Below are 25,197 nucleotides of genomic sequence, written 5' to 3'. Positions count from 1 at the left end.
CGGGGGAACTGCAACATGTTCGAACGAGAATACCTCTTTATCTGGATCGCCGTCGGGCTGATCGCGGTGACGATCGCCGTGGCCGCCGCTTGGCTCGACCCAGCGGCGCACAAGATCAATTCGCGCGTCGCCGAATTCGAAGAACGCTACGGGCAGCACAAGCGTCGGCGCACCGCTCGCGGGCAGCGCAGAGACACAGCGACGTCGCTGGTTGGGCGACTGGCTTCGATGTTGCCTTCGACTTCGTCGGCTTCCGGCACGCTGCAAGCCCGCTTGTCCAAGGGTGGAATCTACAATCCGTCTGCGTCTTCTACCTTCCTGGGCGTGCAAACGCTGCTCACGCTGACGCCAGCCGTCGTCGCGATCCTCGGCGCTCTGTTCTTCAACTGGTCGCTCTCATTCGCGCTCGCCGCTGGCGGCCTCGCCGCCGCCGCGGGATGGCTAGCTCCTGGCCTCTGGCTCGATCGAGCGGTGAAAGAACGTCACTTGCTTCTGCGCCGGTCACTCCCAGATTTCCTCGACCTGATGGTCGTCTGCCTGCAGGGCGGCTTGAGTATTCAGGAGACGATTCGGCGCGTGGGCGATGAGCTTAGACTGGCGCATCCTATACTCGCTGGCGAGCTCTCGATCGTCCAGCGCGACGTCGAACTCGGCGCGACCGTCGATCAAGCCTTTCGCCGCTTCGCACTGCGCAGCGATTACGAAGGCGTCCGCACGCTGAGCACCTTCGTGCGAGAATCGCAGCGATTTGGCACGCAACTGACCGAGGCGTTGCGGCTTCACGCTGAAATGCTGCGTCTGCAGCGTGAAGAAGCGGCCGAAGAACAAGCCCAGAAAGCGGCCGTCGCGATCCTACTACCGACGCTATTGTTGATCTTCCCCGCCGTATTCGTCGTATTGGTCGGCCCCGCGATGATCCAAATCCAGGAGGCGTTTGCGAAATGAGCGTCTCACGATCTCGCAACTGCAGCGGCATCGCGGCGACCGAATTGGCGGTCTCGCTGCCGATTTTGATGCTGATGGCTCTCGCGTGCGCCGATTTCGGGCGCGTAATGCATCACTACCAAATCGTGTCAAATGCCGCGCGCACCGGCGCTGAGACAGGCGCGATGCGCAAATTCACGACGCTGACCCGCACCGAGTGGGAGAACGAAGTACGCCAAGCAGTCGTCGAGGAGCTCGCTGGGCTGCCCGATTTCAACGAAGGCTCGCTGGACTACGCGCTGAGTACGACGACGGACGCCAACAATTTGGCGACGGTTGAAATCGAGATCTCGTACCCGTTCACATCGGCGGTCTCCTGGCCAGGCCTGCCGCATGAACTCGACATGAAAGCGTTGTCGCGAGTGCGGCAATTCAGGTAATCGAGAGATAATGAACACGAGGCGCACAATCATCGTGGAGCGGCGATCCAACGGCGCGACGGCCATCGAGACGGCCATCGTCCTGCCGATCGCGCTGCTTGCGCTGTTCGTGATCCTCGATCTGGGCCTTGCCTCGCTGCGGTACAACGCGTTAGCGGAAGCAGCGCGGCGGCTGGCGCGGGCAGCCGTCATGCGAGGCGACGACACGCCATCCGAAATCGGCGGCGACTGGGGACCTGAAACGATCGTCGCTACCGCCGCCGACTCGATCGATCCGGCGGTAACGATTCACCCGTTGCTGCCGACGATGAATCCAGCCGACGTGGGGATTCGCCTCACCTGGCCCGATACCACCAACAATTCCCGTAGTCGCGTGCGCGTCGAGCTCAAGTATCAGCATCAGCCATTGGTGCCGGGACTGACGCCCTGGGGGCCGATCAACCTGGAATCAAGCTCGCAGATGCGCATCGTGAATTAACCCGTTAGGTGACGAGATGAACCCCAACAGCAATCGGATCAACGCCAAGAAGCGCCGTCACGGCAATGTGCTGGTGCTGCTGGCGATCTTGCTGCCCGTCCTGATTGGCATCGTCGGACTCGTCATCGACGGCGGCATGATGATGGACCAGTATCGCGATCTGCAGCATGCCAGCGACGCGGGCGCGACGACCGCCGCGACCGAATTGCGCCTCGCGCATGGCGCAACCGCAGCCCGATCTGCCGCAACCAGTGCCGTGCAAATCGCCCACGAAAAGGCCGACGCCGACGTCACCGTTCATATCCCGCCGACGACGGGGCCGTTTGCCGGGAATTCCAACTACGTGGAGGTCATCTCCGAGTCGACCTACAAAACGCACTTGATGCCGGTGCTGGGCGGAGCGATCAATCGCACACTGCAGGTCCGCTCGGTCGCGGGCGTTCGCGACGCGACGGCGCAAGCGGCGATCGTCATTCTCGACCCCAATCCCTCCGGAATCTCCGTGGCGAGCGCCGCGACGATTGTCGCCAACATCAATCTCGCATCTTTGGTGAATCAACTGCCGCTGAATTCGCTGCTGACGCCGCTCGGCTTGGGTGGACTGCTAAATACGCTACGCAACAACATCGTCACCGCGCTCAACGGCGTCCTACCGAGCCTCCTCGGCGATCTCACGCTGCCAGCGCTGCCCACGCTCACAGCCGGCTTCGAAGTTGAAGGCCTCGGCCGTCTCAAGGTCGACGGCGCGATCTTGGTGAATACCGAATGGGGCGGCAAGGACGAGCATGGCGCCACTGCCGGAATTAACTCGCCCCTGCCCTACGGCGTCGCCTGCATGCCACTGCTGGCGACGACAAAGGTGCTCGCCCGCGATCTGCGCGTGGTAGGCGGCGTCGATGCGGTCAACAACTACGGTGCGTATCAGAACGGCGGTTCGCATCCGCTGCAGGCGAGTCGACTGGCGGTCGCCGATCCCTACAAAGACCTGCCGCAGCCAACGCTTGCAGGCGCGACGCAAAATGGCCACAAGGTTCTCATCAAGCTCGTCTCTTTGGGACCGGTGCTTGGATCGCTGTCGGCGCTGCTGCAAGGAATTCTGCAGCCGGTGCTCGATCCTGTTTTGCTCAATCCAGGGACGCTTAATCCTGGCGTTTACGATTCGCTGACCATCGTGTCGCTCGGCGAAGTAAAGTTCAATCCCGGCGTCTACATCATTCGTAGCCGGAGCCCGATCACGCAAATGTCGCTGTGCGTGGTCGGCGGCTGGATCAAGGCGGACGGCGTGATGTTCTACATCACCGAGTCACCCACCTACAACGCGGCGACCGGTTCGCCCGACGCTTCCGATAGTCAAACGGCGACGCCGGCGAACTTGCTCGGCAGCGTCGTGCCAAGCGTGCTACTCGCTCCGTTACTGCCGGGATCAACGATCGCGGGGCTGAAGAGTGCAAGTAGCCCGTTTGACGGCATGCTGATCTACCAGCGTCGCATCGATCGGCGCCCGATCATTTTGAGCGGCCTGAAACTGCTGGGGGGCGGTGCGATTTCGGGTTCTATCTATGCCAAATGGGGCCACGTCATTTTTCTGAGCGGGCTCGGCACGTACGACTTGCGATTCGTATGCGGGACGATGCGCGTGCTAACCGTCGGCGAGACCACGTTAGCGCCGACGAAAAAGCTGCCCGCCGCGCAGGACGTCTTTCTCGTCGAATGATTGCGCTCGCACAGATAAAGCTGCAATCAATTACGTCGAAACGTAACCCTCGCGACGCGTGCGCGACGCCTTGGCTTGCGGCTCGCCGCAGCGGCATCCATCTGTCACAATAGCCGGCAGAACGTTACTTCGAACGGAGTGCCGAATACAGATGTCCGGATACTATTTTTCTACCGCACGTTCGTCGCGGTTGCTCGCGGCGATCCTTTGTGCGTTTGGTGCGACTCTCTCGTTGGTCGCCGAGGGGCAGGCGGAACCGCCAGCGGACTTTCCGCGGTTCGTGGTTCCGGGCGACCAGCCAGAGATGGACACGGTGCGCCGCCTCTTCTGGCTGCATTACGCGCCGGCGGGTCCGCTGATTCCGCTCTGGGACGAGTGGATGCCGAAGTCGACGCTGTGGCCAGCCGTCGGCCAGGGCACGCCGACGACGTCGGTGGCGGGGACGACCGACGCGCTCAACGAGATGCGGCGCCGCTGGCGCGCTGCGTTGTCGGCGCGCACGCTCAATGCCGAAGGCTATCTCCTCACCGAGCAACACGACGGTCCGGCGCATGCCGAGGGCTGGCCTTTTCCGTTTTGGATGCACGCCGGCGGCATCGGCTGGCACTTCGCTCCGATCGGCGTCGGCGCCGGCTACGAGGCGCCCACCACGACAGCCGAAGGTTGGCGCGTCGAGCATGGAACTGGCGCAGCTCTCACGCCGCAAGGGTGGCCGGTGATGCTGGAGCAACCGAAGGCGACGATCACCGCGCCGCCGTTTTCGATCGCAGCGGCGCGATCGCCGTGGCTGCGTATCAGCTGGTGGGCGGCCGGGCTTAATGGCGCCGCGCCCTATGTTGAATGGACGACCGAAACTGCGCCCGAGTGGTCGACCGACCGGCGAATCGCGTTTGCTGCGGCGGACGGCGCGTTCCGCAGCGAGGGCGGCGTCGATGCTTCGAGTCGCGAAACGCGAACAATGGTGGCGCTCTACCGCCACCCGGAATGGAAAGGGACGATCACCGGACTGCGAATCGGCTTTGGCAACCAGGGACCAGCGGCTGTTTTGTTCAAATCGATCCATACCGCCGTCGATACGCGACACAACGTCAACAATCTCAATTTCATTCGCGGTGCCCACGACTACTTCATGTGGACGCGGGACGTTGAGTTCCTGAAAAGCCAAATCGAACGGATTCGCGCCGCGATGAAGTTCGTGGAGCGAGAATTCCAGACGCGCGAGCGAAAATGCATCTACACCACCTGGCCCGGCCATGAAGGCCGCAGCGGCGTCCGCGTCGCCGATGGGGCGAAGACCGTCGTGCCGGGCGAGGGCGTCGGCAGCAACTACTGGGATTTGCTGCCGTTCGGCGGCGAAGATGCGCTCGCGACCGTTTATTACTACGACGCGCTTCACGATCTCGCGGCGTTGGAGGAAGCGATCGCTCAGCATCCTGAGTGGCAGATTCCGAGCGACGCGCAACCCGCTGCCTACGATCCTGCGGACCTCCGTCGCCACGCTGAAGAGGTGAAAGCCTACGGCAGCGAACGGTTTTGGAACGCGGCGACCGGACGATTCGGCACGCGCGACCTCGAGGGCGTCCTGCACGATTACGGATTCACGTTCCTGAACAACGAGGCGATTTACCACGGCTTCGCAACTGCGGAGCAAGCCAAATCGATCAACGCCTGGATCAGCGGCCAGCGGATTGTTGACGGCGATACGTCGACGGGGCCCGACATCTACCGCTGGCGATTCGGGCCGCGCTCAACGACGCGGCGAAACCTCGATTACTACTCGTGGGTTTGGTCGAATCCCGAAGACATCCCGTGGGGAAGCCAAGTACAAGACGGCGGCGCCGTGCTTGGCTTTTCGTACCACGACTTGATGGTGCGACTGCGCACCGATGGCCCCGACGCAACCGCGGCGCGGTTGGCGGAGATTGCCAAGTGGTTTGAAGAGGTCGAAGCCGAAGGGGGATACCGCCCCTACTACGCGAAGGATTCGACTCGCGGCACCCAACAAGGGGGCAATGTCGCCGGCGGCTTGGGACTCGATCACGAGTTCTTCGAGAGCATTCTCGTGCCGCAGGTGATGCTCTACGGCTTCCTTGGCTTCGAGCCGACGGTCGATGGCTGCAATGTCCGCCCGCAGTTGCCGCAGGCTTGGCCGGAACTCACGGTGACTAGGGTCTACCTGCACGACCAGATTGTCGACGTCACCGGTCGCGCAGATGGAACCTACGAAATCAAGCCAAGCGCGCCGTTGCCGGCCGCTCCCTGACGCACCGCTCGCGAGTCATCACTTTCCGCTCGACGCCGCCCCCTCTGCCGCATCATCCTGCGGCTGAAGATACCGCTGAAAGTGGTCGATCATCCGCTCGTGAAGCCGCTCATTCACCAGCGGTTCCGGCGTCATATGGGTCATCCCGCGCAGCGGCAAGAACTCGAACGGCTGTCCCGCGCGGAACAGGGCGTCGGCAAGTTTCACGCTGTGCTGAAAGTAGACGTTGTCGTCAGCCGTACCGTGGACCAATAGCAGCTTCGCCGCCAGTCGATCCGCGTACGTGAGCACATTGCTACGGCGATAGCCCTCGATGTTCTCGTCGGGAAGGCCGAGATACCGCTCGGTGTAATGCGTATCGTAGTCGGCCCAATCCACCACGGGGGCGCCAGCAACGCCAACGCGGAACAGCTCAGGCTGTTGCAACAGCGCCATCGCGGTGAAATAGCCGCCGAACGACCAACCATGGATGCCGACGCGATCGAGGTCCATCTCTGGATGTTGCTTCGCTAGCGCCTTCAGCCCTGCCACCTGATCTTTTAGCGGCAGCGTAATGAAGTCGCCGTGAATCGCACGCTCGAACTCGCGGCCGCGTGACGGCGTGCCACGGCCATCGATCGACACGACGATGAAGCCGTGTTCAGCGAGCCATTGATCGAGCAGGTACTTCGCCGAATTGCTGACGACGGTTTGCGCGTGCGGACCGCCGTAGACGCTGACGATGACAGGGTATTGCTTGTTCTTATTAAAGTCGAGCGGGCGCGTGATCGCCGCGTAGAGCTCGGGATCGGCGCTCACCCGCTCGATCGTCACATTGGGAACAAAACCGGGCGCTTCGGCCACGCTCGGTAGCGTTCCGATCTTCTCTCCATCGCTACGACAAACATCCAAGCGGTTCTCGCCCCGCAAATTGGCAAACGAGTGCACGTAGATGCCGCCGCCATCCGCAGCCCAGACGCCGCCGTGAATTCCCGACTCTGTCGTAATACGCTCGGCATGTGGATTCTGCGGATCAAGCGAGACTCGATAGAGTTGTACTTCCGTCGGATTCTCTCCAGCGACAACGATCGCTTCGTTCCGATCTTCATGTACCGCGACGATGCCGCGCAAGCCCAACTCTGGCGTCGTGAGCGTTCCCAGCAAATCGCCGGTCGGCCCGCGCAGCTCGAGTTGCCAGGCCCCTCCCCTTTCGGTCATCCATAGAAACGACTTCCCGTCGTCGATCCAACGTGGCATTTCATCAACGAGATTCAACCAGACGTCGTCGCGTTCGCGATGCAACTCGCGCGTCACTCCCGTACGATCGTCAACCGCAAGAATCAGTTCTTCGGTCTGTCGGCGATTTTGCACGACAATCGTAAACGGCGCTCCTTTCGCCCAAGTCACCGCTGCGAGGTAAGGAAACTGCTCGCGATCCCATTCGACTTGCCGCGGCGCGCCTCCCTCAACCGAGACGACTGCCAATCGCACGGCAGCGTTTGCCCGCCCTGGCCGGGGGTACCGCCAACTTTGCGGCGGCTTGCTCGGATTCGCCGGATCAGAAATGAAGAGCTCTTCAACGCCGGTCTCGTCGGTTTCTTGGTACGCAATCTTTTTGCTATCAGGCGACCACCAGAAACCGTGCATCCGGTTCATTTCTTCTTGGGCGACGAATTCCGCCAGCCCGTGGGAAATTAATCCGCCGCCCCCTGTCGTCAGCCGACGCTCGGCGCCGCTGGACACATCGATGACGTAAAGATCGCCATCGCGAACGCAGGCGATCGATTTTCCGCCTGGCGAGAACTGCGGGTCGAGCGGGTCGCCAGCGTCGCTCTTTAGTTCCGTGACTTTCCCATCCTGACGATTGAGCACGAAGAGCCGACCCGAGATCGGCAGCAGTACCTGATCTCCATCTTTCGACAGTTGAAACGACGCGATCCCGCGCGCCGCGACGCGCATCCGCTCGCGACGCGCAGCTTCTTCCGGCGTGAGCGATTCCTCGCCGCCGCCCAGCAGCTTGTCGGCCGTAGCAAGGACGCTTTCCTTGCCGGTCGCCGGATCGAATGAGTACAAATCGCGGACGAAGCTCCGCGGCCCCGAACGCAAGTAGAGAATGGCATCTTCTTGCGGCGTCACCACAATCGCTGCGGGTCGCCCGTGCGAGAAGCGGTAGGTCTCAGCGTAGCGCTGCAGAAAATCGGCGGTCCAATCGGCTGGTTCAGCATGGAGTGACACGGAACTTCCCCAAAAAATCGCCGCGACTGCCGTCATCGCCGCTGCCGCGTGACAGCGCCGAAAAAAGTTACGCACTTGTAATCGCATAGGTGTGATGATCAGTTTGCCTGCCCAAAAGAACCGCTCAACCCTCGCTGTGATGGGAGCCCAAGCCGGCATTCTAGCCGCCCGCAACGCCGACAGTCGGCGTTTTCCGGCCGAGATCGATCCGCTTCTGCGCAAGCAGTCGCCTCGCATCGAGCCGTATGCTTGTGCTTGGCAATAGGTTCGGCCTGCCGCAACCTTAGGACAATCGCCGCAAAAAATGCCCGCGAACCTCGATCGCTCGGGTCAAGTCCTCAACCAGAATTCCACCAGCGCCTACAATGGTCTCTCCGCACCAAGAGGTCCAGCGTCCTGGCGCGGATTCGCAGCAGTGGGAATGAGGCAAGCAATGGCAGTCGCCGGGGCGGAGTTGAATTCGCCAAGCAATTTACGTCGTGAACGATTGGTCGTGCTGATTCTGGCCGCCGTCCAGTTCACGACCATCGTCGACTTCATGATCGTCATGCCGCTCGGGCCGCAGTTGATGCGGACGCTGGGAATCAACCCCAGCCAGTTTGGCACGATCGTTTCTTCATACACCTTCGCCGCTGGCGCCGCCGGGCTGGTCGCGTCCTCCATCGTCGATCGCTTCGCGCGCCGCACGACGTTCATGGTGCTCAACGCGGGGTTTCTCATTGGGACGCTCTGCTGCGGATTGGCGCCGAGTTACTTTTGGTTGGTGGTGGCGCGGATCGTCACCGGCGCCTTCGGCGGCATCATCGGCGGGATGTCGATGGCCATCATCGGCGACGTCTTCCCTGAAGAACGCCGCGGCCGAGCCACCGGCTCGTTGATGACCGGCTTTGCAATCGCATCGGTCGCCGGCGTGCCGCTCGGCCAGTACCTCGGCACCGAGTACGGCTGGCACATCCCCTTCTTCGTGCTCGCGGCTGCCGGAGTTCCGGCACTCCTGCTGACTCCGGCCGCGTTGCCGCCGCTCGATGCTCACGTCGGCAAGTCGCACGATCATCCGCTGCGATCGCTGGCCGAAACGTTTACGCACAGCAACCACATACGCGCGTTCACGCTGATCGTCACGCTGATGATCGGCAGCTTCACCGTCTTTCCGTACCTAAGTCCCTACCTGGTCTCAAATGTCGGCCTCAGCGAAAAGGAGCTTTCGCTGGCCTACCTCGCCGGCGGCGCACTCACGCTCCTGACGGCGCCGGTCGTTGGTAGGCTCGCCGATCGGTTCGGCAAGCTGGCCGTTTATCGGGTCATCGCTCCCTTCTCGATGGTGCTCCTGGTGGTGATCACTCACCTGCCGCGCGTTCCCATGATCGTCGCGCTCGCGGTGTTCGGCGGCCTAATGATGTGCAATGTCGGCCGCATGATTCCCGCCATGGCCATGGTCACCAGCAGCGTCGAACCGCGCCGCCGGGGCGGTTTTCTCAGCGCCAATTCCTCGGTGCAGCACGTGGCCAGCGGCATCGGCGCGTTTCTCGGCGGGAAGATCGTCTCCCAGAATCCGGGCGAACCGCTGCAGCACTTCGGCACGGTCGGCTGGATCGCCGCCGGCGCGACGCTCGTGAGCCTCTGGCTGGCAGGCCGACTGCGCGTCGCCGACGGAGCCCCGGTTTCCGCCGAGGAAATCAGCCTCCCCGCCGCCGCTGAAGCCGCCGTCGACGCCGGCGAACCAATGATCGGCGCCTGAACGCCGCAAATTTTCGCGTCACCACCGCTTCGATCCGGAAATACTGAACTATCGAGCCGAGAAAACTAGCGAATTGAGCGGCGTCGCCCCCCTAGATGGGCCCTCGAAAGTTGATAGACTAACTCATCTGTGAGAGACGCCAGCGGCCGATTAAGGCCTCGGCATTTCCCGCAGCGATGGCACGAAGCGAGCTGCCCTCCCGGCAGTTGCGCTACGTGCGATAGGTTGCACCCCTAGCTCAATTGGATAGAGCATCGGACTACGAATCCGAAGGTTACAGGTTCGACTCCTGTGGGGTGTACTGATTTCTTGGGTCTCTGTTACCCAAAATGTTACCCAACTCTCTTGGGTGTATGGCAACAAGCGATCCATTCGCCGATCGTGAGAAGCTTCAGGCCATTCTGGCCGACGCTGGTCATCTCGATTGCGTCGTCCAGGTAATTGGGAAGAGCCTGACGGTCACGCTTGCCGATGGCAAGGTTGCAACTGGTGAGTTAGATAAGTTCGACCTAGCGATCATTAGGGCGAAGGACGAGCGTCTTCCTCTGGCTGAGGCGTTTCGAGACGCTGCTCTGATGGAGTAGCGGCTGCCCAAAGCTCGCTCGCGGTGACCTTGGCGTTTTGCGTGACGTAGTACGTCATGGTCGTCTGGATGTCAGCATGCCGCATGATCTCCTTCAAGACGGCCGGCATCACTCGCTTTGACCAGCGGGCTCCGAACGCTCGACGCAGGTCGTGTGCCGTAGCTGTACGGCCGGCAGCGTGGTCAGTCACAACCTTAGCGGCCTCTCCAATCTTCGCGATGATCTTTCCTGCCTTCTGGTGGTCTCGCGCCATCGGAAGGCCACGCTTGGTGAGAGGCTCGAAGACGAACCCCCTCGACTTCTGAAGGGGCGTGAGCAGCTGCACGGCCTCTGGTGCCAGCGGAACCATCTGAGTGCGGCCCGACTTTTGCGATTCGCCATCGAACGCCAGCACAGAATACTTCCCGTCCAGTTGAACTGACACGCCGCCTGGTCGATGGTCCCACCGCAACAGCATCGCCTCGCCGAGCCGCAGTCCGCTTGACCAAAGCCCCTGCAGGAACAATTTCCAAGATTGCGCGGCGGCTTGGTTCATTACTTAGCCCTTTCCAGTTAGATGAATTTCACAATGTCGACCGGCGGGCAACCGACTCGCCACCCACGCCAACCAGTCTTGGTGGTCGAGTAGGTACTCATTGCCAAACCGCGTGATGCGAATTTCCTTGAACTGAATCGCTTCGCGCAGCTGGCGATAATCCTCGTCGCCAAGCAGCTTCCGAGCGGTGGCGAGCGTGAACCAACCGAGCGACCTGAAGTTCACGCCGCCGCTTTGAGGCTTTGTGTCGCCCATTGCACCACCCCTTCGACGGCTTCGCGGTAGATCGCCAGAGACACGCGGTCGACGCCTTCAAGGCGCAAGGCTTCAACGAAGCCGTCGACCATGCTCGGCACGTCTGGCAGCGAAGGCTCGCCGCAGAGGCGTTCGAAGTCGTCGAGCGCCAACGCCTCCATTCGGGCGATGAGCGTTGGCGGGGTATGGCGTCGCTCGAATTGCTGGCGAGCTTCGCGCCACTGGGTCTGCGGCGTGAAGCCGCGGAGCTTGCAGATTTCCATTTCCGACTCGCTGGTGTGATATTCGGGTCACCCAAACGGGCGCCCAATATACGCGCATCGGAACAGAGCGGAATACCAAGTCTTGTAGATGGTTAGGCGGGGAGGCGGCGCCCATTGGGGTGGCGGGCGCCCATGGGTAACGGGCGCCCGATGGGTGGACTAGGCAAACCTCTACCGAACCGGCATCCGTTTGCGTCCGGTAGTTCGACCGCCACCGCTACCCACTCACTGCGAGCGCGCGACTACTACCGTCTGACACTTTCGGAAACTGGCTTCCGCAATTGTCGCATCGCCCGGTGGCGTGGCATACGCGGCAAACCCGACGCGCATCGATTGGCTCCCCATCCCTCGCAGGATGCGAACCTACTCCCTCGCAAACGGAACAGCGGCCCGAGTTATTGCAAGTCTTGCAAGCATTGGATGGTGTCACCATCGATTGCCTCCGTTGAGCGGAATTCCTTGGCAATCCAAGCATACGCTCTAATTGGCGAGCCGTGATGTAGGGCTTTGCGCGCAACGCTGTCAGGGTTATCAGAAATCGCGACTGGCGTCGCTGTGAAGTCGTTGCAACGGATTCACCTCTCGGTAGGTTGGCGTCCGGGCGGAGCCCAGATAACCCCAGGGCGACCGCTTAGGAAGCCGCGCCGCTCCGCTTCTGCTCATTCCGGGGCGGCGTGGCACCCTTACGGACGACGGCGTCGAGCCATTCTCGTACTTCACGGCCAACGGAGTGCTTGCCATGGAAATACAGGCGATTACCCATGATCATTTTACTCAAATTACCTCTGAGGCCGTCCGTGGGGAACTTGAGATAGGTTGCGCTTGGTATGCGACGGTAAATCGGCAAGTCGCCGGCCGCGTATTTTTAGCACTGAACGGCGCGTTTCGATTCAGCGTTGTACGTCTCGTGGGGTGCAAGTGGAAAGTCAACCGGCCGCGTCGAAAGTTCGATCGATTCGATGACGCGGAAATCGCATTGCATGCAGAAATAGATCGCATCATCAGTCTCAAAGCGATTTCGCTCCGAGATGTAGCGGTCGGCCTTAGATATGGGCGAGGCCGACCGGGGAATTGCAGCGCTAAGATCGCGACCAAGTAACCTGTACGCCGGCGCGGATTGATGACCTAAAAGGTTTTATTCTTCCGTTGTCAGGTTTTACAGAAATTGTGTTACAATCGCGGTTCTTGGCATTCCGTCAAAGTTGAACGTCGGTAATCTGGTCGCACTCGCAGTGGTCCTTGCCGAAGCCGCCTTGCGCGGCCTGCGGTTCCTGCGAGCGCTCAGGGCATCGCGCGAGTTGCGGCTCGCGCGATGCTTATTCAAAAGGAACGCTGCCACCAAGAATTGCAGGGCAGGTGGAATGGACTCGTCAGTAGTAGGTGGGAGTAACGCCGAGGCTCACACCGCGAAGGTCGATGGCCGAAAGATCAATTGCGAAACGCTTGCGGACGCCATCGCCTTGAAGATCGCAGAACACGCCGCCACGGTTGGCAAGCTGGACCTGCTTGAGGAACTAACGCCTGAGAATCTTAGCAAGATTGCTCGGAAATACGGCTTCGAAGCCATCGCCGATGCGATTGAAGCTTTGCAGTAGCTGCGTACTTAATCGCGTCGCAGGAGACCGTCGCAAGTTTCTAGGGGGACTGGCGACGGTCTTTTTATGCGCAGTCTTTGCTATCTCTAGCGGAACTGCTACAAGTTCAGCCAGTGGTACGTCGGATTATGCGCAGCGGCCGTTCTCTACTTCGCATCAATGCCAATCTATGACCAGTTGCCAAACGTCTTCGCTTGGGAACAGGCAGGACAGTGGTATTTCGTACAAGATCGAACTGCCGCCCCGCCTGAAGCCGTAGAGGCTCGCTGTTTCAATGACGGAACAGCGAATGTACTTTCCATTAATCGAGGCACGAGCGGCGTCTTCGTGCGCGACGCCATGCCTTGGAACGGCCGGGCGAGGGGTCAGTAGAATACTGCAATCTTCCGCCACAAATTGCAGTCGCCGGCGATAATTGTCTTACTTATACTCCCGCAGTAGCTTACTTTCCCGTAACTATTGCAGGCAGACGAGATGTCGTCATCAGTCATTGGCGCGAAGACTGCGGAACCGCACACCGTCGAAGTCGATGGGCGATTAATTCAATGTGCGACTTTAGCCGACGCATTCGCGATCAAGGTGGCTGAGCATATCGCAACGGCACGATTTGCTGGGCTCGACGATCGGGGGGCCTTAGCGCGCCTAGCCCATGTATCGCGCAAGTACGGCTTCGACGCAATTGCTGATGCAATCGCGATCTACAACGCCACCACCATCCCCAACAACGCGGCGACGACGCTCATTCCCACCAATGCCGACCGCAGCGTGAACTGGCGGCCGATGCGAATCGCCGCGACGGCGGCGAGGGCGAAGACGAGTGCGGCGTACCAATGTGGGAAGTAGACCCCATAGCTCAGACGGCCGAATGCTCCGCTGGCGTGTATGAGGGATAGCAAACGATCATCGATTGTGGACTCAAACGCCACTGAGTGTCGCCACAGGAGGTTGTTTGCGGCGAGATACGCAGACGCTTCCTTGTCTAATAGCTGAACGGAAACCGTTCCCGGCATTGATTGCAAATTTACTGTGCGTGTGCGATAGACGTACGACGGAACATTGATGAAGTCCCAAGCCGCATGGCTACGCCACCACAACGCCAAGCAGCCCACGCTCGCCGCTAGACAAATCGCCGCCAAGGTGTAGCGTAGGGCTTTCAGCATCGATGGGGCCGGGACTAGTTGGCGTTCTGCGGCGTAGGCTCGCCGTATTGCACTTGTGGCGGGGCCGCCGTAGGCGGAAAGAGCACCGGCGTAGGCGCAACGACCGCCGGTGCAGACGCCACGCCTAGCAGAGCCTTCGTAACTACTTCCGGCGGTTGACCGTTGCGAATTAGCCAGGTTTGCCCCGTCGTCGAATCAACAACGTAGCAGCCAGTTCCGTTCGGCGAACCGTAGGCCGAGACTTGGAAGCGACCGACCGGATTCGCGGAGGTACTCGGCCGCCCGGCTTCGCGCGCGTGATGTTGCTCGTAAACGGTTATCGTGCGCCCCTCACTGTCGACCTCTTGTCTCGGAACAGTGATGAAGTTGCTCATAGAAGGACTAGCTTCAGGTTTCGGGGCGTCGGCAACGGCCGTGGCACCGTCGTTCGGGGTAAACGCAGGTGCGTCATTTGCCGGAGCGAGAGCGGGCGCGGCCGCTTCTGTCTGCCGCATAAGACGACCACGCAGCACGCCTTCGCCACGGCGGATCGGTCGCTCTGCGGCTGCGGGCGGGGAGGATTCTTGCCCCACCGCTTCGCGGTTCCAATCGACGCCCGACGCGGCCCAACCGACAACGACGCCAACGGCTAACAGGTAGAGGGGTTTCATGGGGAGACTCCGGGGGAAGAGTGGATTTGACGGGAAGCCATTATAGCGGATCGGGTTGTTGGATTGAGAATTGAAAAGCGGTAGGATAGCTGGCGTTTTGCTATCGCAGCGTACTAGAAATTGCAGGATCGGAGGCATAATTGTCATCCAACTCGGAAGGCGCTTCGAACGAACCGGCAACGCCAATTGGCGGGCCCCAAGTTCTTTGAAAGTCCGCGTGTTGCATGAAGGGTCGCCGCTCCGCAAAGGACGGCCGAGCCATCGCGCGACATTAAGTCGCATGGACCACGCCCTCCACCAATTCGAAGCCGTCGTAAGGGCGGGTGCCTTTGGCGATTCGGCACTTCCGAACCTTGCCGGACGCGATCATCGCTTCCAGGGCGGTGCCAACCTGCTTGCCACTTCGCTTGGCCGCCGCGCTGATAATCCCCTTCGTCTCAGCGGTGCCGAGCGACTGCATTGCAGCCAGGACGGCCGCTTCGTCGCCGCTGCCAGCCTCCACGGCTTTGCGGCCCGACGCCTTGGGCTCTTTGCCCGGTTGCGTCCGAACGTCCCAAACGCGGCCCCCGGGCTCGTCCTGCCGGCCCTCTCGTACATCCACCACCCATTCCGAACAGTGGCCACTAGAACCGCCAATCGACAGCCGTAGACGGTGCTCGCCGGTCGCCGGCCGAAACGCCGCCAAGGGGTCCAAGATGACCCACGACCGTGCCCACTCCGCGACACCAGCCCCGACGAGCGATTGCAAGTCAAGCGAGCCGCGGCGGCCTGATTTAACGGTGTGGTGGGCGACGATTAACGTCGCGCCGTGCTTCTCGCAAATCTCCGTGATTGGCCGAAGCTGGCTTGGGGAAGGGGCAAAGGTAGTAACTCAGGGTGGGAAGTAACTAGCAGGCTAGGAATTCGTGAATCGCGTCTTTGGGGTAGTGCCAACACCTGCCAATTTTCTTGGCGCGAATCTCGCCGCGATATCGGGCATCGCGCAGAACGTGCTTGGCGATTCCGAGCATTTCAGCCGTCTCGGCTTCGGAAAACGCGAGCCTTGCATCCGACAATGTTGGCCGGCGATCAGGCTGCGGAGAGGGGCTATTCATGTTCGCGTGTCTTCCTTCGTGAATTGCAGAAGCGGCTGGAATAAGGCAATTTCGACGTTTTCAAATTGAGCCTGTCGGGCTCAAAAGTGGCTCACTTGGGCGGCGATTGAAGCGGTTCACCATGTAGGCCACCAACTATTCCGAAGCAAAGGGGATGAACCGACGCGATTGAATCGCAACGGCTGGCGAAGTTCGTGATTGCTACGCACCTGTTCATGCGGATCGAAGCTTCCCGGCGCGGCGAAGCGCCCAAACGACTTGCTCTTTGTAGTGGCGGGGGATGAGCCGCCGCCCGCCGATGATCGGGCAAACCGTCGTGTTCAGATGGCCGAAGTAAAACAAGTCGCTCAGCGTCTTCGGGTGAACTGCCACGCCGAATTCCGCAGAGATCTCGCGGGCCATTTCGCCGACTCCCAAAACTGCCATTGCCGATTTCTCCTTTCCTAGTTGGTTAGCAACTTGCACGGGACAAATAAAAACCGCGGTCACACTCGCCCGCTAATCAAGGTGCCGCTACCTAGGCTCGACAACATGCGGCGGCCTTCCGGCCGCACACACTCGACTTGCACCGCCGCGGAGATTGCCGGGTTCGCCAGGATGGCAGACCCTTCGCCCGCGAAAGAAAAGACGGCGACGCCGCAAAGCAACGACACGGTCAGCAGCGAAAGAAAAGGCTTCATGCAAGACGCTCGCGGGGAGAGAAGTTAGGGGACATTCTGCCCCTGCATTTAACTCTTCCCCCGGCATCTTTCTTTTGGGCCTCGCTTTGCAAAAGTGAAAAAGTTGTGACTTCCGCGCGTCGTTACAATCCGACCTCTTGGCGCCGAAATCGCCAATGGCTATGCTGGCGCCCCGGTATCCGGCGGACGTTTTCGCCGGGGAAAACAGGGCTTTGCAAGGGAGCAAGCACAATGCCGGCCGTCGCCAGACCCAAGTATTCCAAGCACGGTTGGCCGCTATTCGCGGCCGTTCACAGCTTCGGCCACGTCGCCGCGGGTGACGCGACGGCGGTGGCGGTGATGGTCAATCGCCGGTTCGGCGTGTCGCTGACAGTCGGCGGCGACCAACAAGGCTACCGGGCGTTGGTGACGCCAAAGGTGAAGCTTTCGCAATCCCGGTACGCGGAGATTAGGGCGTTCGTTGAGGGGTTTAATGCGGCTCACGACTAAGCGGCAACGCAATCGCTGACGCGGGGGATGTAACTTCGCCCGGGACGCTCGTAGCGTCTCACGCCTCACGTCAGAGGCTCGTCGCCGCCTAGCCCCGCCCCATTCAGTTGGGTGCGGGGCATTTTTGTGCGCTACGCAGTGACTGCTCTGCGGCGAAGCGCTGCTAAGCCAATCACCGCAGAAGCGGCAAGCATGGCGGCAGTTGGTTCGGGAATGACGGTCAGACGTAACGTAATGTTCCGAACATCTCTCGTTAGGTTGAGCCAGCGGAACCACGGGGCTTGCTGCCCCTCCGAAGATATGGATACGCCCATCATAAACCGGCCGTCGATCGGCGAATTGATTGCCGTGATCGCCGCAACGTTCAGCGGAATGATCCTCACAGTTGTAGGAGGTGCGGAGGTAGAAAACTCTGAGTTTTCGCCATAAAGAATTCCTGCACCGAGATCATCGAACATTGCTTTCGTGGGGTGGTTAAAAATCTCTGTAACCGGCGAATAGAAATCACGCAGTTGAATTGTTGCAAGACCGCTTTGCTGACCTTCGGTTGATAGCGTCCCGTTTGGCAGTAATAACGCCGCGTCCGAAACGTGGCCTTGGATGCCGCTGACGTTGAACACAAGGTATCCGCGGAATTCATATACTCCTCCCGCGGCGGGCAAACTTTTCAGAATTGAAAATGAGCCGGGGTTAACTTGGGCCTCATCGGTTAGCGATCCGTGCAAATGGGCATCGGGGCCGGCCATCGTCGCGGTTGTTAGGTCAACTGTCGCCGCCGAGATTTCGCTGGCATGCAGCGCCGCAAGTAGCGTTGCGGCGGCGAGTATTCGCTGGATCATGCAATTCCCCTGTTCTGCGGTGCAGATAATAGGATATTGCACCGGGCGACGGTGGTCAATTTTCGCCGCCACGCCTCCGGACGGGAAATGAGCAGCGGATCGGAATGGGGCTTTCGTTTCGTTAGCGGCCCTCCAGTCGCTTCAGGGCGGCTTCTATCGCGTCGCGTCGATAACGCAGGGTGCGGCCAAGGTGGATCGCAACCAGCACGCCGGACTTCGTCAGCGACTTAACATGCGACTCGCTGACGCCGAGTAGCCGGGCGGTTTCCTTGCGGCTCAGCAGAATCGGCTTTTCGGGTTCGGGCTTTTTCATTGGTCGCCGCCTTCCGCCAGCTTGGCAATCGTGGCTTCGATGTCGCAGCGTCGATACCTGACCGCAGTCCCCAAGCGAACAGGCTTAAACACCCCTGCCCTATCAAGGTTTTGTAGATGGCGTTCGGTTACGGCCAGAAGCCGTGCAGCTTCGCGCCGGGTGACGAGAATAGGCGGCTCTGGTTCTGGATTTCGCTTTAGCATTTCACCCTCCACGACCCTCCAATAACCCTCCACTGTTCTACTACGCGACGCTATCCGACCCTATCAATGAAAAGACGCCGAGCCTAGAAATCGCGGGGATTCCTAGGCTCGGCGACGTGATACTATTCAGACCTATTTGTCTCGGGGAGACTACGAATCCGAAGGTTACAGGTTCGACTCCTGTGGGGTGTACTGATTTACACCAAATCCCCCGGAATTGCTACACATCGCTGCAAACTCTGGCTCCGGGGACTGGTCGCGACATTCGCTGACGGCTACTGCCTGCACCGCATTCTACCACAGGGCTGCAGCCTTCTCTCAGCCAGGGATGATGACCTGCCAGAGCGTTTTACGCGACACATTGCTGCGCAATGCGGATCTTCTGGCCTCTACTCTCAGACGCCCGTGGAGATTCTGAGGAAGCTTGACCAATTCTCCGGTCCCGCATGTGCGGTGCTCCGCTCGCAGTGATTAGGAAGACGGAGTTCACATCTCGCGATTGATCGCCGCGCGTGGCGCAGCAGAAGAGCTGCGCCACCCTATTTTCGGACTTCCCTTCTGATAAACTGGCAATTTACGTTACCTGCTGGTGCGACTGGGTCGACTTGCGCCTTCGCAGTGAAACGTCGGCAAGTTCTGCATCTTCGGAGATCCGCTCATGCGTTTGATCATGATTTTCTGCCTCATGACGTTTCCAGTCATCACAGCCAAGGGCGCAACGACGTTCAACAACGAGGCGAGCTTTTTGGGCAGCGCCGGCCTGGTTGCACTTGAAAGCTTCGAGGCTCTGCCGGCCACAAGTCCGTCTCCCGGCGTGGCGTCGATCGCCTCCGGGCAAGTCACCATCACCAACTCAACCGCCACGGGTGATTTTGATATTTGGGATCAGCCGGCGTCGGCGGGGCATGCTACGCACGGCGACAAGTATTTGGTTTGGTATGGCCTGACGACCTCCGCGTCGCTGACGTTCACGTTCCCGGCGCCTTTGGCGGCCTTCGGGTTGAATATCGTCGACTACGGTTACCCAACGCACTCGACGCCCCTGACGTTTTCGACGAACGCCGGCGACAGCGGCGTCGCGGCCGTCGCAATCGACGCCATCGACAGTGAACAGTTTTTTGGACTTCTAGGCTCGCCGTTCACATCCATTACTTTCTACCGAGGTGCGCTGAGCGACGGCGTCGTTTTCGACGAGATCTATTTTCGCGCACTGCCTGAGCCTACGGCCGTCGCACTTGCGGGAATGGCGATTGTCGGTCTCGTCGCTCTGCGTCGCCGAAACTAGGCGCACCGGCCACGATCATACAAGCGATCAGAGGGCCCAGCTAACCCGAAGCATGGCCGCTGGAAGCTGCAGGACAGCGACTGCGCCGCCCCCCAAACGCTACGCCTGCGGCCGACGGCGTTTCGCGTTCCGCTGCCGATTGGCGGCCAAGATCATCGCCCCGACGGCTATGCCGCCCAGTCCAGCCGACGCTTGGCGGCCGGTTGCGCCGCTCGACTGCTGGGCGTCGCCCCCGTGCGCTTGGCTCGGATCTGCCGCGGGAATGGTCTCGATAGCGGCGGACGGCGCCGCATCGACCGACACGTCGAAGGCCTGGTAGACGCCGATTGTCGCTTCCATTTCGATGGCCGTTTCGACAATTTGGCTCGCATCGCCTCCTGGAAGCAGTTCGTCGGCGGCGGCCAGCGTCTGCAGCAAGATCATTCCCCCTGGATCTTCAATGCCTGGCTTGCCTTTAGCCTCTCCGTTTTTGCTAGCCGTGCGAGGTTGCCACGAATACTCCGATTGCGACGCAAGCGACGGCGGCCGGGCGTCGCCCCGTCGCGCCGCCAGCGAACGCAATGCTTCCTCGATCGCCGCGACTTGCTTATCGGCGGCGGCATTGGAGCGGCTTTCTGAATCGAAAACGTCGTCGTCGACTGCATCGGCGAGCCCGCCCGCATCAGCGGCAGACGCATCGCGCATCTGATCTTCGGCGAGTTGTTGCAAGTACGCGTCGGATTCTGTTTCGTCGCTGCTCAGCGGCGAGTATCCCTCGAACGCCGAATCGCGTTCCGCAGCCCCCAAGCGACTTTCGACGGTCGAGTTGGCCAGCGTCATGGAAGAAGCGAGCAACGAGGCGTCATCGCTCGCTTTCACATCGCCTTCGAGCGCATCGTTGCCGGTGGTTACCACCATCGGCAACAGCGCCGTGTGCCGTGCGTTGGCAATCCGTTCCACCAGCGCCCCGATCGGCGGCGGTTGCAGCGAACTGAAGGTGCTGGCGACGAAGTTGTCTTCGACGCTTCTCTGGTCGCGCTCGTCGCTCGCGCTACCCGGCGATCTCATCATCAGCGGCGGCGGATCTTCGTCGGCGCCTGCGGCTCCGGTTTGCAAGTCTTCGAAGATTCCACCGCCGATGTTTCCGCCAATCGCGGCGCCGCCGTTTCTCAACCCCAGCGGCCCCTTGTAGTCCTGCCGATCAGTGCTCGAAAAACGCTGCTCTTCGTAGTTTTCTGCAGAACCGTTTTCTGCAAAATCGCCGAGGAATGGCGTATCGCCTGCGTCGCGCGGCACTCCTCGGTCCGCGACGAACAACTTTGGCGCCCCCTCCGCGAACAGCGCGAACGGGGCGTCCGTCGCGTCGTGAAACAGATCCATTCGCGGCGGTTCGCGCGTCGCCAAACGTTCCAAAACGTCCTCGTCGCCCACGAAGTTCGCGGAGAGCACAGTGCGCTGCTCGAGCGTCTCGATCTCTAGCCGGGTGGGGCGCGCACTCGCGCCATCGCGGTCGGGAGTTGCCCGCCGCAGAGACCTCATCAGTCGTTCAATGCGTTGCCACATCGTCGTTGCTTATTCTCTGACAAGATTCTCGGGAGTCTGCGTCGTCACCGGCGCGGTGCGCACCAACCGCTCGAAATCGCCGCGCGCCGCCAGCGGCGTCAGCGTCGCCGACTTGAGCCACGACGCATCCAATCCGGCTGCGACGGCGCTCCGCAGCGTGTCAACGGCGGCAATCGCGGCAGCCTCCGCGTCCTGCTCGCTCTCAGCCGCGCGACCGCTAAGGGCGGCGAGTTGCTCAGCGGCGGAGAATAGCAGCGCGTGATTGTTCGCCCACAGATCGCGACGCTGCAACGCGACTCGGCGCGCTTCCTCGTGCCGGCTTTCTTTCGCCAGAAATTCAGCGTAGTTGTAATAGTGCTTGCCAAGCATCTGGCGGATGAGTTGATGATTCGCAGCCCGCTCGAGCGCCTGACGCTGACGTTCAATGGCGAGCTTGAAGTTACCCTCGGCATCGGCGGCTCGGCCGGCCGCTTCATGCAGCATCGCCAGGTTGTTGTAAACGCCCCCCAGATGGCTCAACGTGGCGACGTCGTTCGGCTCAGCGGCAAGAACCTTCAGTTGCCACTCAAGCGCCGTCCTAAACGATTGTTCCGCGGCCGAGCGGCGTTCCGCCGAGTTGCGATCTCGCTGTAGCTGAACTTGGCCGAGATTGTTGTACGTCACCGCCAAATTTCGCTGATGCTGTAGCGTTAGCGGCGAGGCGGCGACCAGCTGTTTTTGAAATTCGATCGCGTCCGCGTAGTGTCGCTCGGCAAGCGCCCACTCCTTTTGCACCGACAGCGCATATCCAACGTTGTTAAGCGCCCCGGCGAGCTCCGCCTGGTAGTTCTGATTGAGCGGCGCCAGTGCGAGCAACTTTTCGCGCAACGCCATCGCGCGCTCGAACGAAGCAACGGCCGCAGCGAGATCGCCTTGTTTCTGCTGCTGTGCGCCGAGATTGCTCAACCCGGCGGCAAGATCCGCCATCGCCAACTGATCGTGAGGCGAGCGTTCTAGTGCTTCCGTCTGCAGCCGAACCGACTCGACGAAGTGCCGCGCGGCCTCTGCCTGATCGCCGCTGCCGCCGAGGAGTATTCCGAGGTTGCTCTGCGTCGCGGCAACGTCGGCCGACAACTCCGTCGCGTCGTCGGCCGAGGCTGCCAACTGCGACTGCAGCGCGTCGGCTTGCCGAAGCAACGCGAGCGCGTCAGCGCTGCGTCCAATCTTCCCAAGATGCAGGCCGACGTTGTTATAGATCAATGCCAGCCGGCGAATATACTCGGAGTTCGCCGGTTCGTCGGCGACGAGCTGCTCGTACTTCCGCTGCGCTTGTTGCAGGAGTTTGAGCGCTTCTTCGTCGGCCCCGAGCTTGGCTTTGAGCGAACCCAGCTTGCCGAGAGCCATTCCATGGTCCGCGGCCAACCGTGGATCATCGGCGGATTGCTGGGCGACTTGCTCGTAGTACTTGATGCCACGTTCGTAGGCGTGTCGGCGTACGCCTTCGGCGCCGTTGATACCGGCGAGCTGCTCGCCGTAAAGCATCGTAAACTCATCGAGCGCTTCGCGGGTGACGCGCAAGGCGTTCTCGCGCAACTCGCTTTCAGCGACGACGTTGGCTTTTTCTGCGGCGATTTTCACGACGCTCACCGATAGCCCGACGAAGGCCAGGCAGGCGCAACCCACGGCGGTCATCACCGCCCCGCGATGCCGGCGAGCCCACTTTGCCGCACGGGTGGCCACGCTCGGGCGACAGGCCTGGATCGGTTCCCCCCGTAGGAATCGCTCGAGGTCGTCCGCCATCTCCGCCGCCGTTGCATAACGATCCTGCGGAAACTCGCCCATCGCCTTCAAGACAATCGTCTCGAAATCGACAGGCACATGCGGGTTCCAATGCCGCAACGATCGATAGCTCTGCCGCGTCCGTTCGAAGAACAGCTGAACGTCGCCGGCTTCCCCCGCGGGATGAACGAAGGTCGCCAACTCGTAGAGCGTCACTCCCAGCGAATAAACGTCGGTCCGATGGTCGACGAGCGTCGTTCGCCCCAGCGCCTGCTCGGGGCTCATATAGCGCATCGTGCCGAGGATATCGCCCGTGTGGGTGAGCGCCTCCGCCTCGCGCATCCGCGCCAAGCCGAAGTCGGTAATCCACAGCTTGCCGTTGCGATCAACGAGCAGATTCGACGGCTTCACGTCGCGATGGATGACGCCGAACTCGTGGGCCGCGTGCAGGCCTCGCGCCGCCTGTACGGCAAGCTGAGCCGCCCACTCCACGTGCGACGCCGTTTTCAGAATTCCGCTCACGCTACGCCGCGAGGGGCCGGCGACGGGAGCTTCGCTAACGCTTGAAGGAATCAGAAACGGCTGCGTCGCCGCTTCCCAGGCTGTTTGCGTATTGTTGAGCAGCGTACTTGGCGCCGGTTGATCAGGAGCGTTTGAGCCCCGGCGCACGAAACAGGCCAGCGACTCGCCCTCGATCAACTGCATCGCGTAGTAGTGGACGCCCTCGGCCTCGCCGACGGCGAACACGGGCACGATGTTCGGGTGCTGAGCCTGAGCAGCCGCCTGCGCTTCATTTTTGAACCGCGCGATATGTCGTGGATCTTGGGCGGAGGTCATCGGCAAGATTTTGAGAGCGACCCGCCGCCGCAACGAGCGCTGCATCGCGTCGTAGACGACTCCCATCCCGCCGCGACCGATCTCGCGCAGCAACTCGTAGTCGCCAATCGTACGACCAGCCCGCGGGCGATCGACGGCGAGCCCCGCCACTGCCGCCGGGCCGGCCGCGTGAAATAGCTGCAACCCGCTGAGATAGGCCCGCAGCCGCGACGCGTCGCCGGGATGCGCGGCAAGCAATTGTTCCGGGGTGATCGGTTTGCCGCGTTCGAGCGCAGCAAGGTACTCGTCGAGGATGCAGGCGAGCCGTTCCTGCTCCTCGGGCGGGAGAGATGCAGCGGAGAAGTTCTCGGTGGAAGCTTCAGCCTTCATCCAGTTGATCCCCAGAATACAATCCGCGAAGCTTCTCGATGGCCCGCAGCCAGAGCATCCGCGTCGCACTTACGGAGCGCCCCATTTGCTCGGCGATGGTTTCGAACGGCAACCCCTGCAGGTTACGCAGCATCAGCACTTCGCGGTAGTCCGCCGCGAGTAACGCTAATCGATCGGCCAGCACGACCGCCTCTTCACGCTGTTGCGCAGCAGCGCTTGGCGAACGACTTCCCGCGGGTAGTAGCGCGGCGAGCTGAATCGTCGATTGCTCAAGCGCGTTGCCGAGCCGCTCGATCGACACCTCGCGCCGCACGTCGCGGCGCGCCGCCAGGACATGCTGTTCGACAAACCGGGCCAAGTTGTTCACCAAGATTTGCCGCAGCCAGCTGACCAGCTCCGGTTCGGAAGCACCGCGGAACTGGGCAAAGTTGGCGTGAGCCCGCAGCATCGTTTCCTGCACGACGTCGGAGGGGCTCATTCGAGGCTGCAGCCGCCGCTCGATCTGCGTTCCTGCCAGCACCGTTAGGTAGTTGCGGTACATCTGCAGCAGCCGGCCTAAACTATCAGCGCTTCCCCGGCGGGCGCTGCTGATCAGCGCAGCGATATTGTCGCGTGAATCATCCCCCGCGAACCCGTGTGAGCCGTTGGCGGAGTCTGCGGACATGGCGGCGATCATTCCCATGGCAAATTACTCGTCAAAACGTGCCTGCGGACGGCCCGCTGTTTGGAAACCTGCTTGTAAGACCGATTCTCTCAGTCTGGCGCAACGGTTTGGCGAAATAGCCGCTTTCTCGGCATTTTCGCCGGCTGTGTAGTGGTTGGGGGGCTGAAGCCTCCTCATTTAAAGGAATAATTCACCGGCGGACAGCTCTTTCAACCCCGCTCGGGCGGGTTTGTCGCGTCATTGCGGTCCCCCGCGATTCCCATTACCCGGCTCCTGCCTTTTCCGCGGCCCGCGGCGCCGTTGCGCTCCGC

Annotated in this window: 25 protein-coding genes and 1 tRNA gene; 10 read left to right on the top strand and 16 right to left on the bottom strand. The window is 61.1% G+C overall.

All coding sequences use genetic code 11. The annotated features are described in order from the left end of the window. The first annotated feature begins 15 nt into the window (after nucleotides 1-15). From PLANPX_RS11830 to PLANPX_RS11810, 5 genes are all read left to right on the top strand, one after another. The gene (locus PLANPX_RS11830; RefSeq protein ID WP_152098934.1) at nucleotides 16-945 is read left to right on the top strand and encodes a type II secretion system F family protein; all 930 of its coding nucleotides are present in this window, start codon (nucleotides 16-18) and stop codon (nucleotides 943-945) included. Further along, nucleotides 942-1,364: a TadE family protein gene (locus tag PLANPX_RS11825; RefSeq protein WP_152098933.1), complete on the top strand. Its 423-nt coding sequence runs from the start codon at nucleotides 942-944 to the stop codon at nucleotides 1,362-1,364. The genes PLANPX_RS11830 and PLANPX_RS11825 overlap by 4 nt, the downstream gene beginning before the upstream one ends. 10 nt (nucleotides 1,365-1,374) lie before the next feature. Beyond that, complete coding sequence (locus tag PLANPX_RS11820; RefSeq protein WP_152098932.1) at nucleotides 1,375-1,842, top strand: TadE family protein; 468 nt, start codon at nucleotides 1,375-1,377, stop codon at nucleotides 1,840-1,842. 16 nt (nucleotides 1,843-1,858) lie between these two features. After that, nucleotides 1,859-3,556 carry a TadE/TadG family type IV pilus assembly protein gene (locus PLANPX_RS11815; protein ID WP_152098931.1) on the top strand — a complete coding sequence of 566 codons (1,698 nt, stop codon included), beginning with the start codon at nucleotides 1,859-1,861 and terminating at the stop codon, nucleotides 3,554-3,556. 151 nt (nucleotides 3,557-3,707) lie between these two features. Beyond that, nucleotides 3,708-5,819 carry a hypothetical protein gene (locus PLANPX_RS11810; RefSeq protein WP_152098930.1) on the top strand — a complete coding sequence of 704 codons (2,112 nt, stop codon included), beginning with the start codon at nucleotides 3,708-3,710 and terminating at the stop codon, nucleotides 5,817-5,819. 18 nt (nucleotides 5,820-5,837) lie between these two features. Here the strand turns inward: PLANPX_RS11810 and PLANPX_RS11805 are convergent, their stop codons facing one another. Continuing rightward, nucleotides 5,838-8,033, bottom strand: a complete 2,196-nt coding sequence (locus PLANPX_RS11805; protein ID WP_172992005.1) for a S9 family peptidase — start codon at nucleotides 8,031-8,033, stop codon at nucleotides 5,838-5,840. A gap of 433 nt (nucleotides 8,034-8,466) precedes the next feature. On the opposite strand from PLANPX_RS11805, the gene PLANPX_RS11800 reads away from it, so the two are divergent. Together PLANPX_RS11800 and PLANPX_RS11795 are read left to right on the top strand one after the other, a co-directional pair. Continuing rightward, complete coding sequence (locus PLANPX_RS11800) at nucleotides 8,467-9,771, top strand: MFS transporter (RefSeq protein ID WP_172992004.1); 1,305 nt, start codon at nucleotides 8,467-8,469, stop codon at nucleotides 9,769-9,771. A 227-nt stretch (nucleotides 9,772-9,998) separates the two neighbouring features. Further along, nucleotides 9,999-10,072 (top strand) — tRNA-Arg (locus tag PLANPX_RS11795). A gap of 218 nt (nucleotides 10,073-10,290) precedes the next feature. Here PLANPX_RS11795 and PLANPX_RS11790 read toward each other — a convergent pair. The 3 genes from PLANPX_RS11790 to PLANPX_RS11780 are packed head-to-tail and all read right to left on the bottom strand — an operon-like array spanning nucleotide 10,291 to nucleotide 11,408. Further along, nucleotides 10,291-10,890 (bottom strand): tyrosine-type recombinase/integrase, encoded by a 600-nt coding sequence (locus tag PLANPX_RS11790; protein WP_152098927.1) that lies wholly within the window; start codon nucleotides 10,888-10,890, stop codon nucleotides 10,291-10,293. A gap of 3 nt (nucleotides 10,891-10,893) precedes the next feature. Then, nucleotides 10,894-11,145, bottom strand: a complete 252-nt coding sequence (locus tag PLANPX_RS11785) for a hypothetical protein (protein ID WP_152098926.1) — start codon at nucleotides 11,143-11,145, stop codon at nucleotides 10,894-10,896. Beyond that, complete coding sequence (locus tag PLANPX_RS11780) at nucleotides 11,112-11,408, bottom strand: hypothetical protein (protein WP_152098925.1); 297 nt, start codon at nucleotides 11,406-11,408, stop codon at nucleotides 11,112-11,114. Before PLANPX_RS11780 ends, PLANPX_RS11785 begins: the two co-directional genes overlap by 34 nt. A gap of 1,361 nt (nucleotides 11,409-12,769) precedes the next feature. Between PLANPX_RS11780 and PLANPX_RS11775 the strand changes: the two genes are divergently transcribed. Further along, entirely contained in the window at nucleotides 12,770-13,003 is a 234-nt protein-coding gene (locus tag PLANPX_RS11775) for a hypothetical protein (RefSeq protein WP_152098453.1), read from the top strand. Nucleotides 13,004-13,701: 698 nt separating this feature from the next. On the opposite strand, the gene PLANPX_RS11770 is transcribed toward PLANPX_RS11775, so the two are convergent. From PLANPX_RS11770 to PLANPX_RS11745, 6 genes are all read right to left on the bottom strand, one after another. Continuing rightward, nucleotides 13,702-14,163: a hypothetical protein gene (locus tag PLANPX_RS11770; protein WP_152098454.1), complete on the bottom strand. Its 462-nt coding sequence runs from the start codon at nucleotides 14,161-14,163 to the stop codon at nucleotides 13,702-13,704. A gap of 14 nt (nucleotides 14,164-14,177) precedes the next feature. Continuing rightward, on the bottom strand, nucleotides 14,178-14,813 hold the full coding sequence (locus PLANPX_RS11765; protein WP_152098924.1) for a hypothetical protein: 636 nt from the start codon (nucleotides 14,811-14,813) through the stop codon (nucleotides 14,178-14,180). 271 nt (nucleotides 14,814-15,084) lie between these two features. Then, nucleotides 15,085-15,414, bottom strand: coding sequence for a hypothetical protein (locus tag PLANPX_RS11760; RefSeq protein ID WP_152098923.1), 330 nt, complete (start codon nucleotides 15,412-15,414; stop codon nucleotides 15,085-15,087). A 286-nt stretch (nucleotides 15,415-15,700) separates the two neighbouring features. After that, a complete protein-coding gene (locus PLANPX_RS11755) occupies nucleotides 15,701-15,907 on the bottom strand; it encodes a helix-turn-helix domain-containing protein (RefSeq protein ID WP_152098922.1) in 207 nt (68 codons plus the stop codon). A 213-nt stretch (nucleotides 15,908-16,120) separates the two neighbouring features. Then, nucleotides 16,121-16,333 (bottom strand): hypothetical protein, encoded by a 213-nt coding sequence (locus tag PLANPX_RS11750; RefSeq protein ID WP_152098921.1) that lies wholly within the window; start codon nucleotides 16,331-16,333, stop codon nucleotides 16,121-16,123. Between the two features lie 59 nt (nucleotides 16,334-16,392). Beyond that, complete coding sequence (locus tag PLANPX_RS11745; RefSeq protein WP_152098920.1) at nucleotides 16,393-16,587, bottom strand: hypothetical protein; 195 nt, start codon at nucleotides 16,585-16,587, stop codon at nucleotides 16,393-16,395. A gap of 231 nt (nucleotides 16,588-16,818) precedes the next feature. Between PLANPX_RS11745 and PLANPX_RS11740 the strand changes: the two genes are divergently transcribed. Continuing rightward, a complete protein-coding gene (locus PLANPX_RS11740) occupies nucleotides 16,819-17,076 on the top strand; it encodes a hypothetical protein (RefSeq protein ID WP_152098919.1) in 258 nt (85 codons plus the stop codon). Between the two features lie 131 nt (nucleotides 17,077-17,207). On the opposite strand, the gene PLANPX_RS11735 is transcribed toward PLANPX_RS11740, so the two are convergent. From PLANPX_RS11735 to PLANPX_RS28420, 3 genes are read right to left on the bottom strand one after another with little or no spacing between them, the layout of a single operon-like run. Beyond that, nucleotides 17,208-17,987, bottom strand: a complete 780-nt coding sequence (locus PLANPX_RS11735) for a hypothetical protein (RefSeq protein WP_152098918.1) — start codon at nucleotides 17,985-17,987, stop codon at nucleotides 17,208-17,210. Nucleotides 17,988-18,036: 49 nt separating this feature from the next. Beyond that, entirely contained in the window at nucleotides 18,037-18,228 is a 192-nt protein-coding gene (locus tag PLANPX_RS11730) for a helix-turn-helix domain-containing protein (RefSeq protein WP_152098917.1), read from the bottom strand. Next, a complete protein-coding gene (locus tag PLANPX_RS28420; RefSeq protein ID WP_152098916.1) occupies nucleotides 18,225-18,431 on the bottom strand; it encodes a helix-turn-helix domain-containing protein in 207 nt (68 codons plus the stop codon). Before PLANPX_RS28420 ends, PLANPX_RS11730 begins: the two co-directional genes overlap by 4 nt. Nucleotides 18,432-19,089: 658 nt before the next feature. Between PLANPX_RS28420 and PLANPX_RS11720 the strand changes: the two genes are divergently transcribed. Beyond that, nucleotides 19,090-19,716, top strand: coding sequence for a hypothetical protein (locus PLANPX_RS11720; RefSeq protein WP_152098915.1), 627 nt, complete (start codon nucleotides 19,090-19,092; stop codon nucleotides 19,714-19,716). A gap of 99 nt (nucleotides 19,717-19,815) precedes the next feature. On the opposite strand, the gene PLANPX_RS11715 is transcribed toward PLANPX_RS11720, so the two are convergent. From PLANPX_RS11715 to PLANPX_RS11705, 3 genes are read right to left on the bottom strand one after another with little or no spacing between them, the layout of a single operon-like run. After that, nucleotides 19,816-21,258: a hypothetical protein gene (locus PLANPX_RS11715; protein ID WP_152098914.1), complete on the bottom strand. Its 1,443-nt coding sequence runs from the start codon at nucleotides 21,256-21,258 to the stop codon at nucleotides 19,816-19,818. Between the two features lie 9 nt (nucleotides 21,259-21,267). Beyond that, a complete protein-coding gene (locus tag PLANPX_RS11710) occupies nucleotides 21,268-24,222 on the bottom strand; it encodes a serine/threonine-protein kinase (RefSeq protein ID WP_152098913.1) in 2,955 nt (984 codons plus the stop codon). Next, nucleotides 24,212-24,886 (bottom strand): sigma-70 family RNA polymerase sigma factor, encoded by a 675-nt coding sequence (locus PLANPX_RS11705; RefSeq protein ID WP_152098912.1) that lies wholly within the window; start codon nucleotides 24,884-24,886, stop codon nucleotides 24,212-24,214. The genes PLANPX_RS11710 and PLANPX_RS11705 overlap by 11 nt, the downstream gene beginning before the upstream one ends. Nucleotides 24,887-25,197: the final 311 nt, after the last annotated feature.

Origin of the sequence: Lacipirellula parvula, from assembly GCF_009177095.1 — a bacterium.
GTDB lineage: Bacteria > Planctomycetota > Planctomycetia > Pirellulales > Lacipirellulaceae > Lacipirellula > Lacipirellula parvula.
Note: the sequence above shows the minus strand (reverse complement) of the source record. Positions and strands in the feature narration are given on the sequence as shown.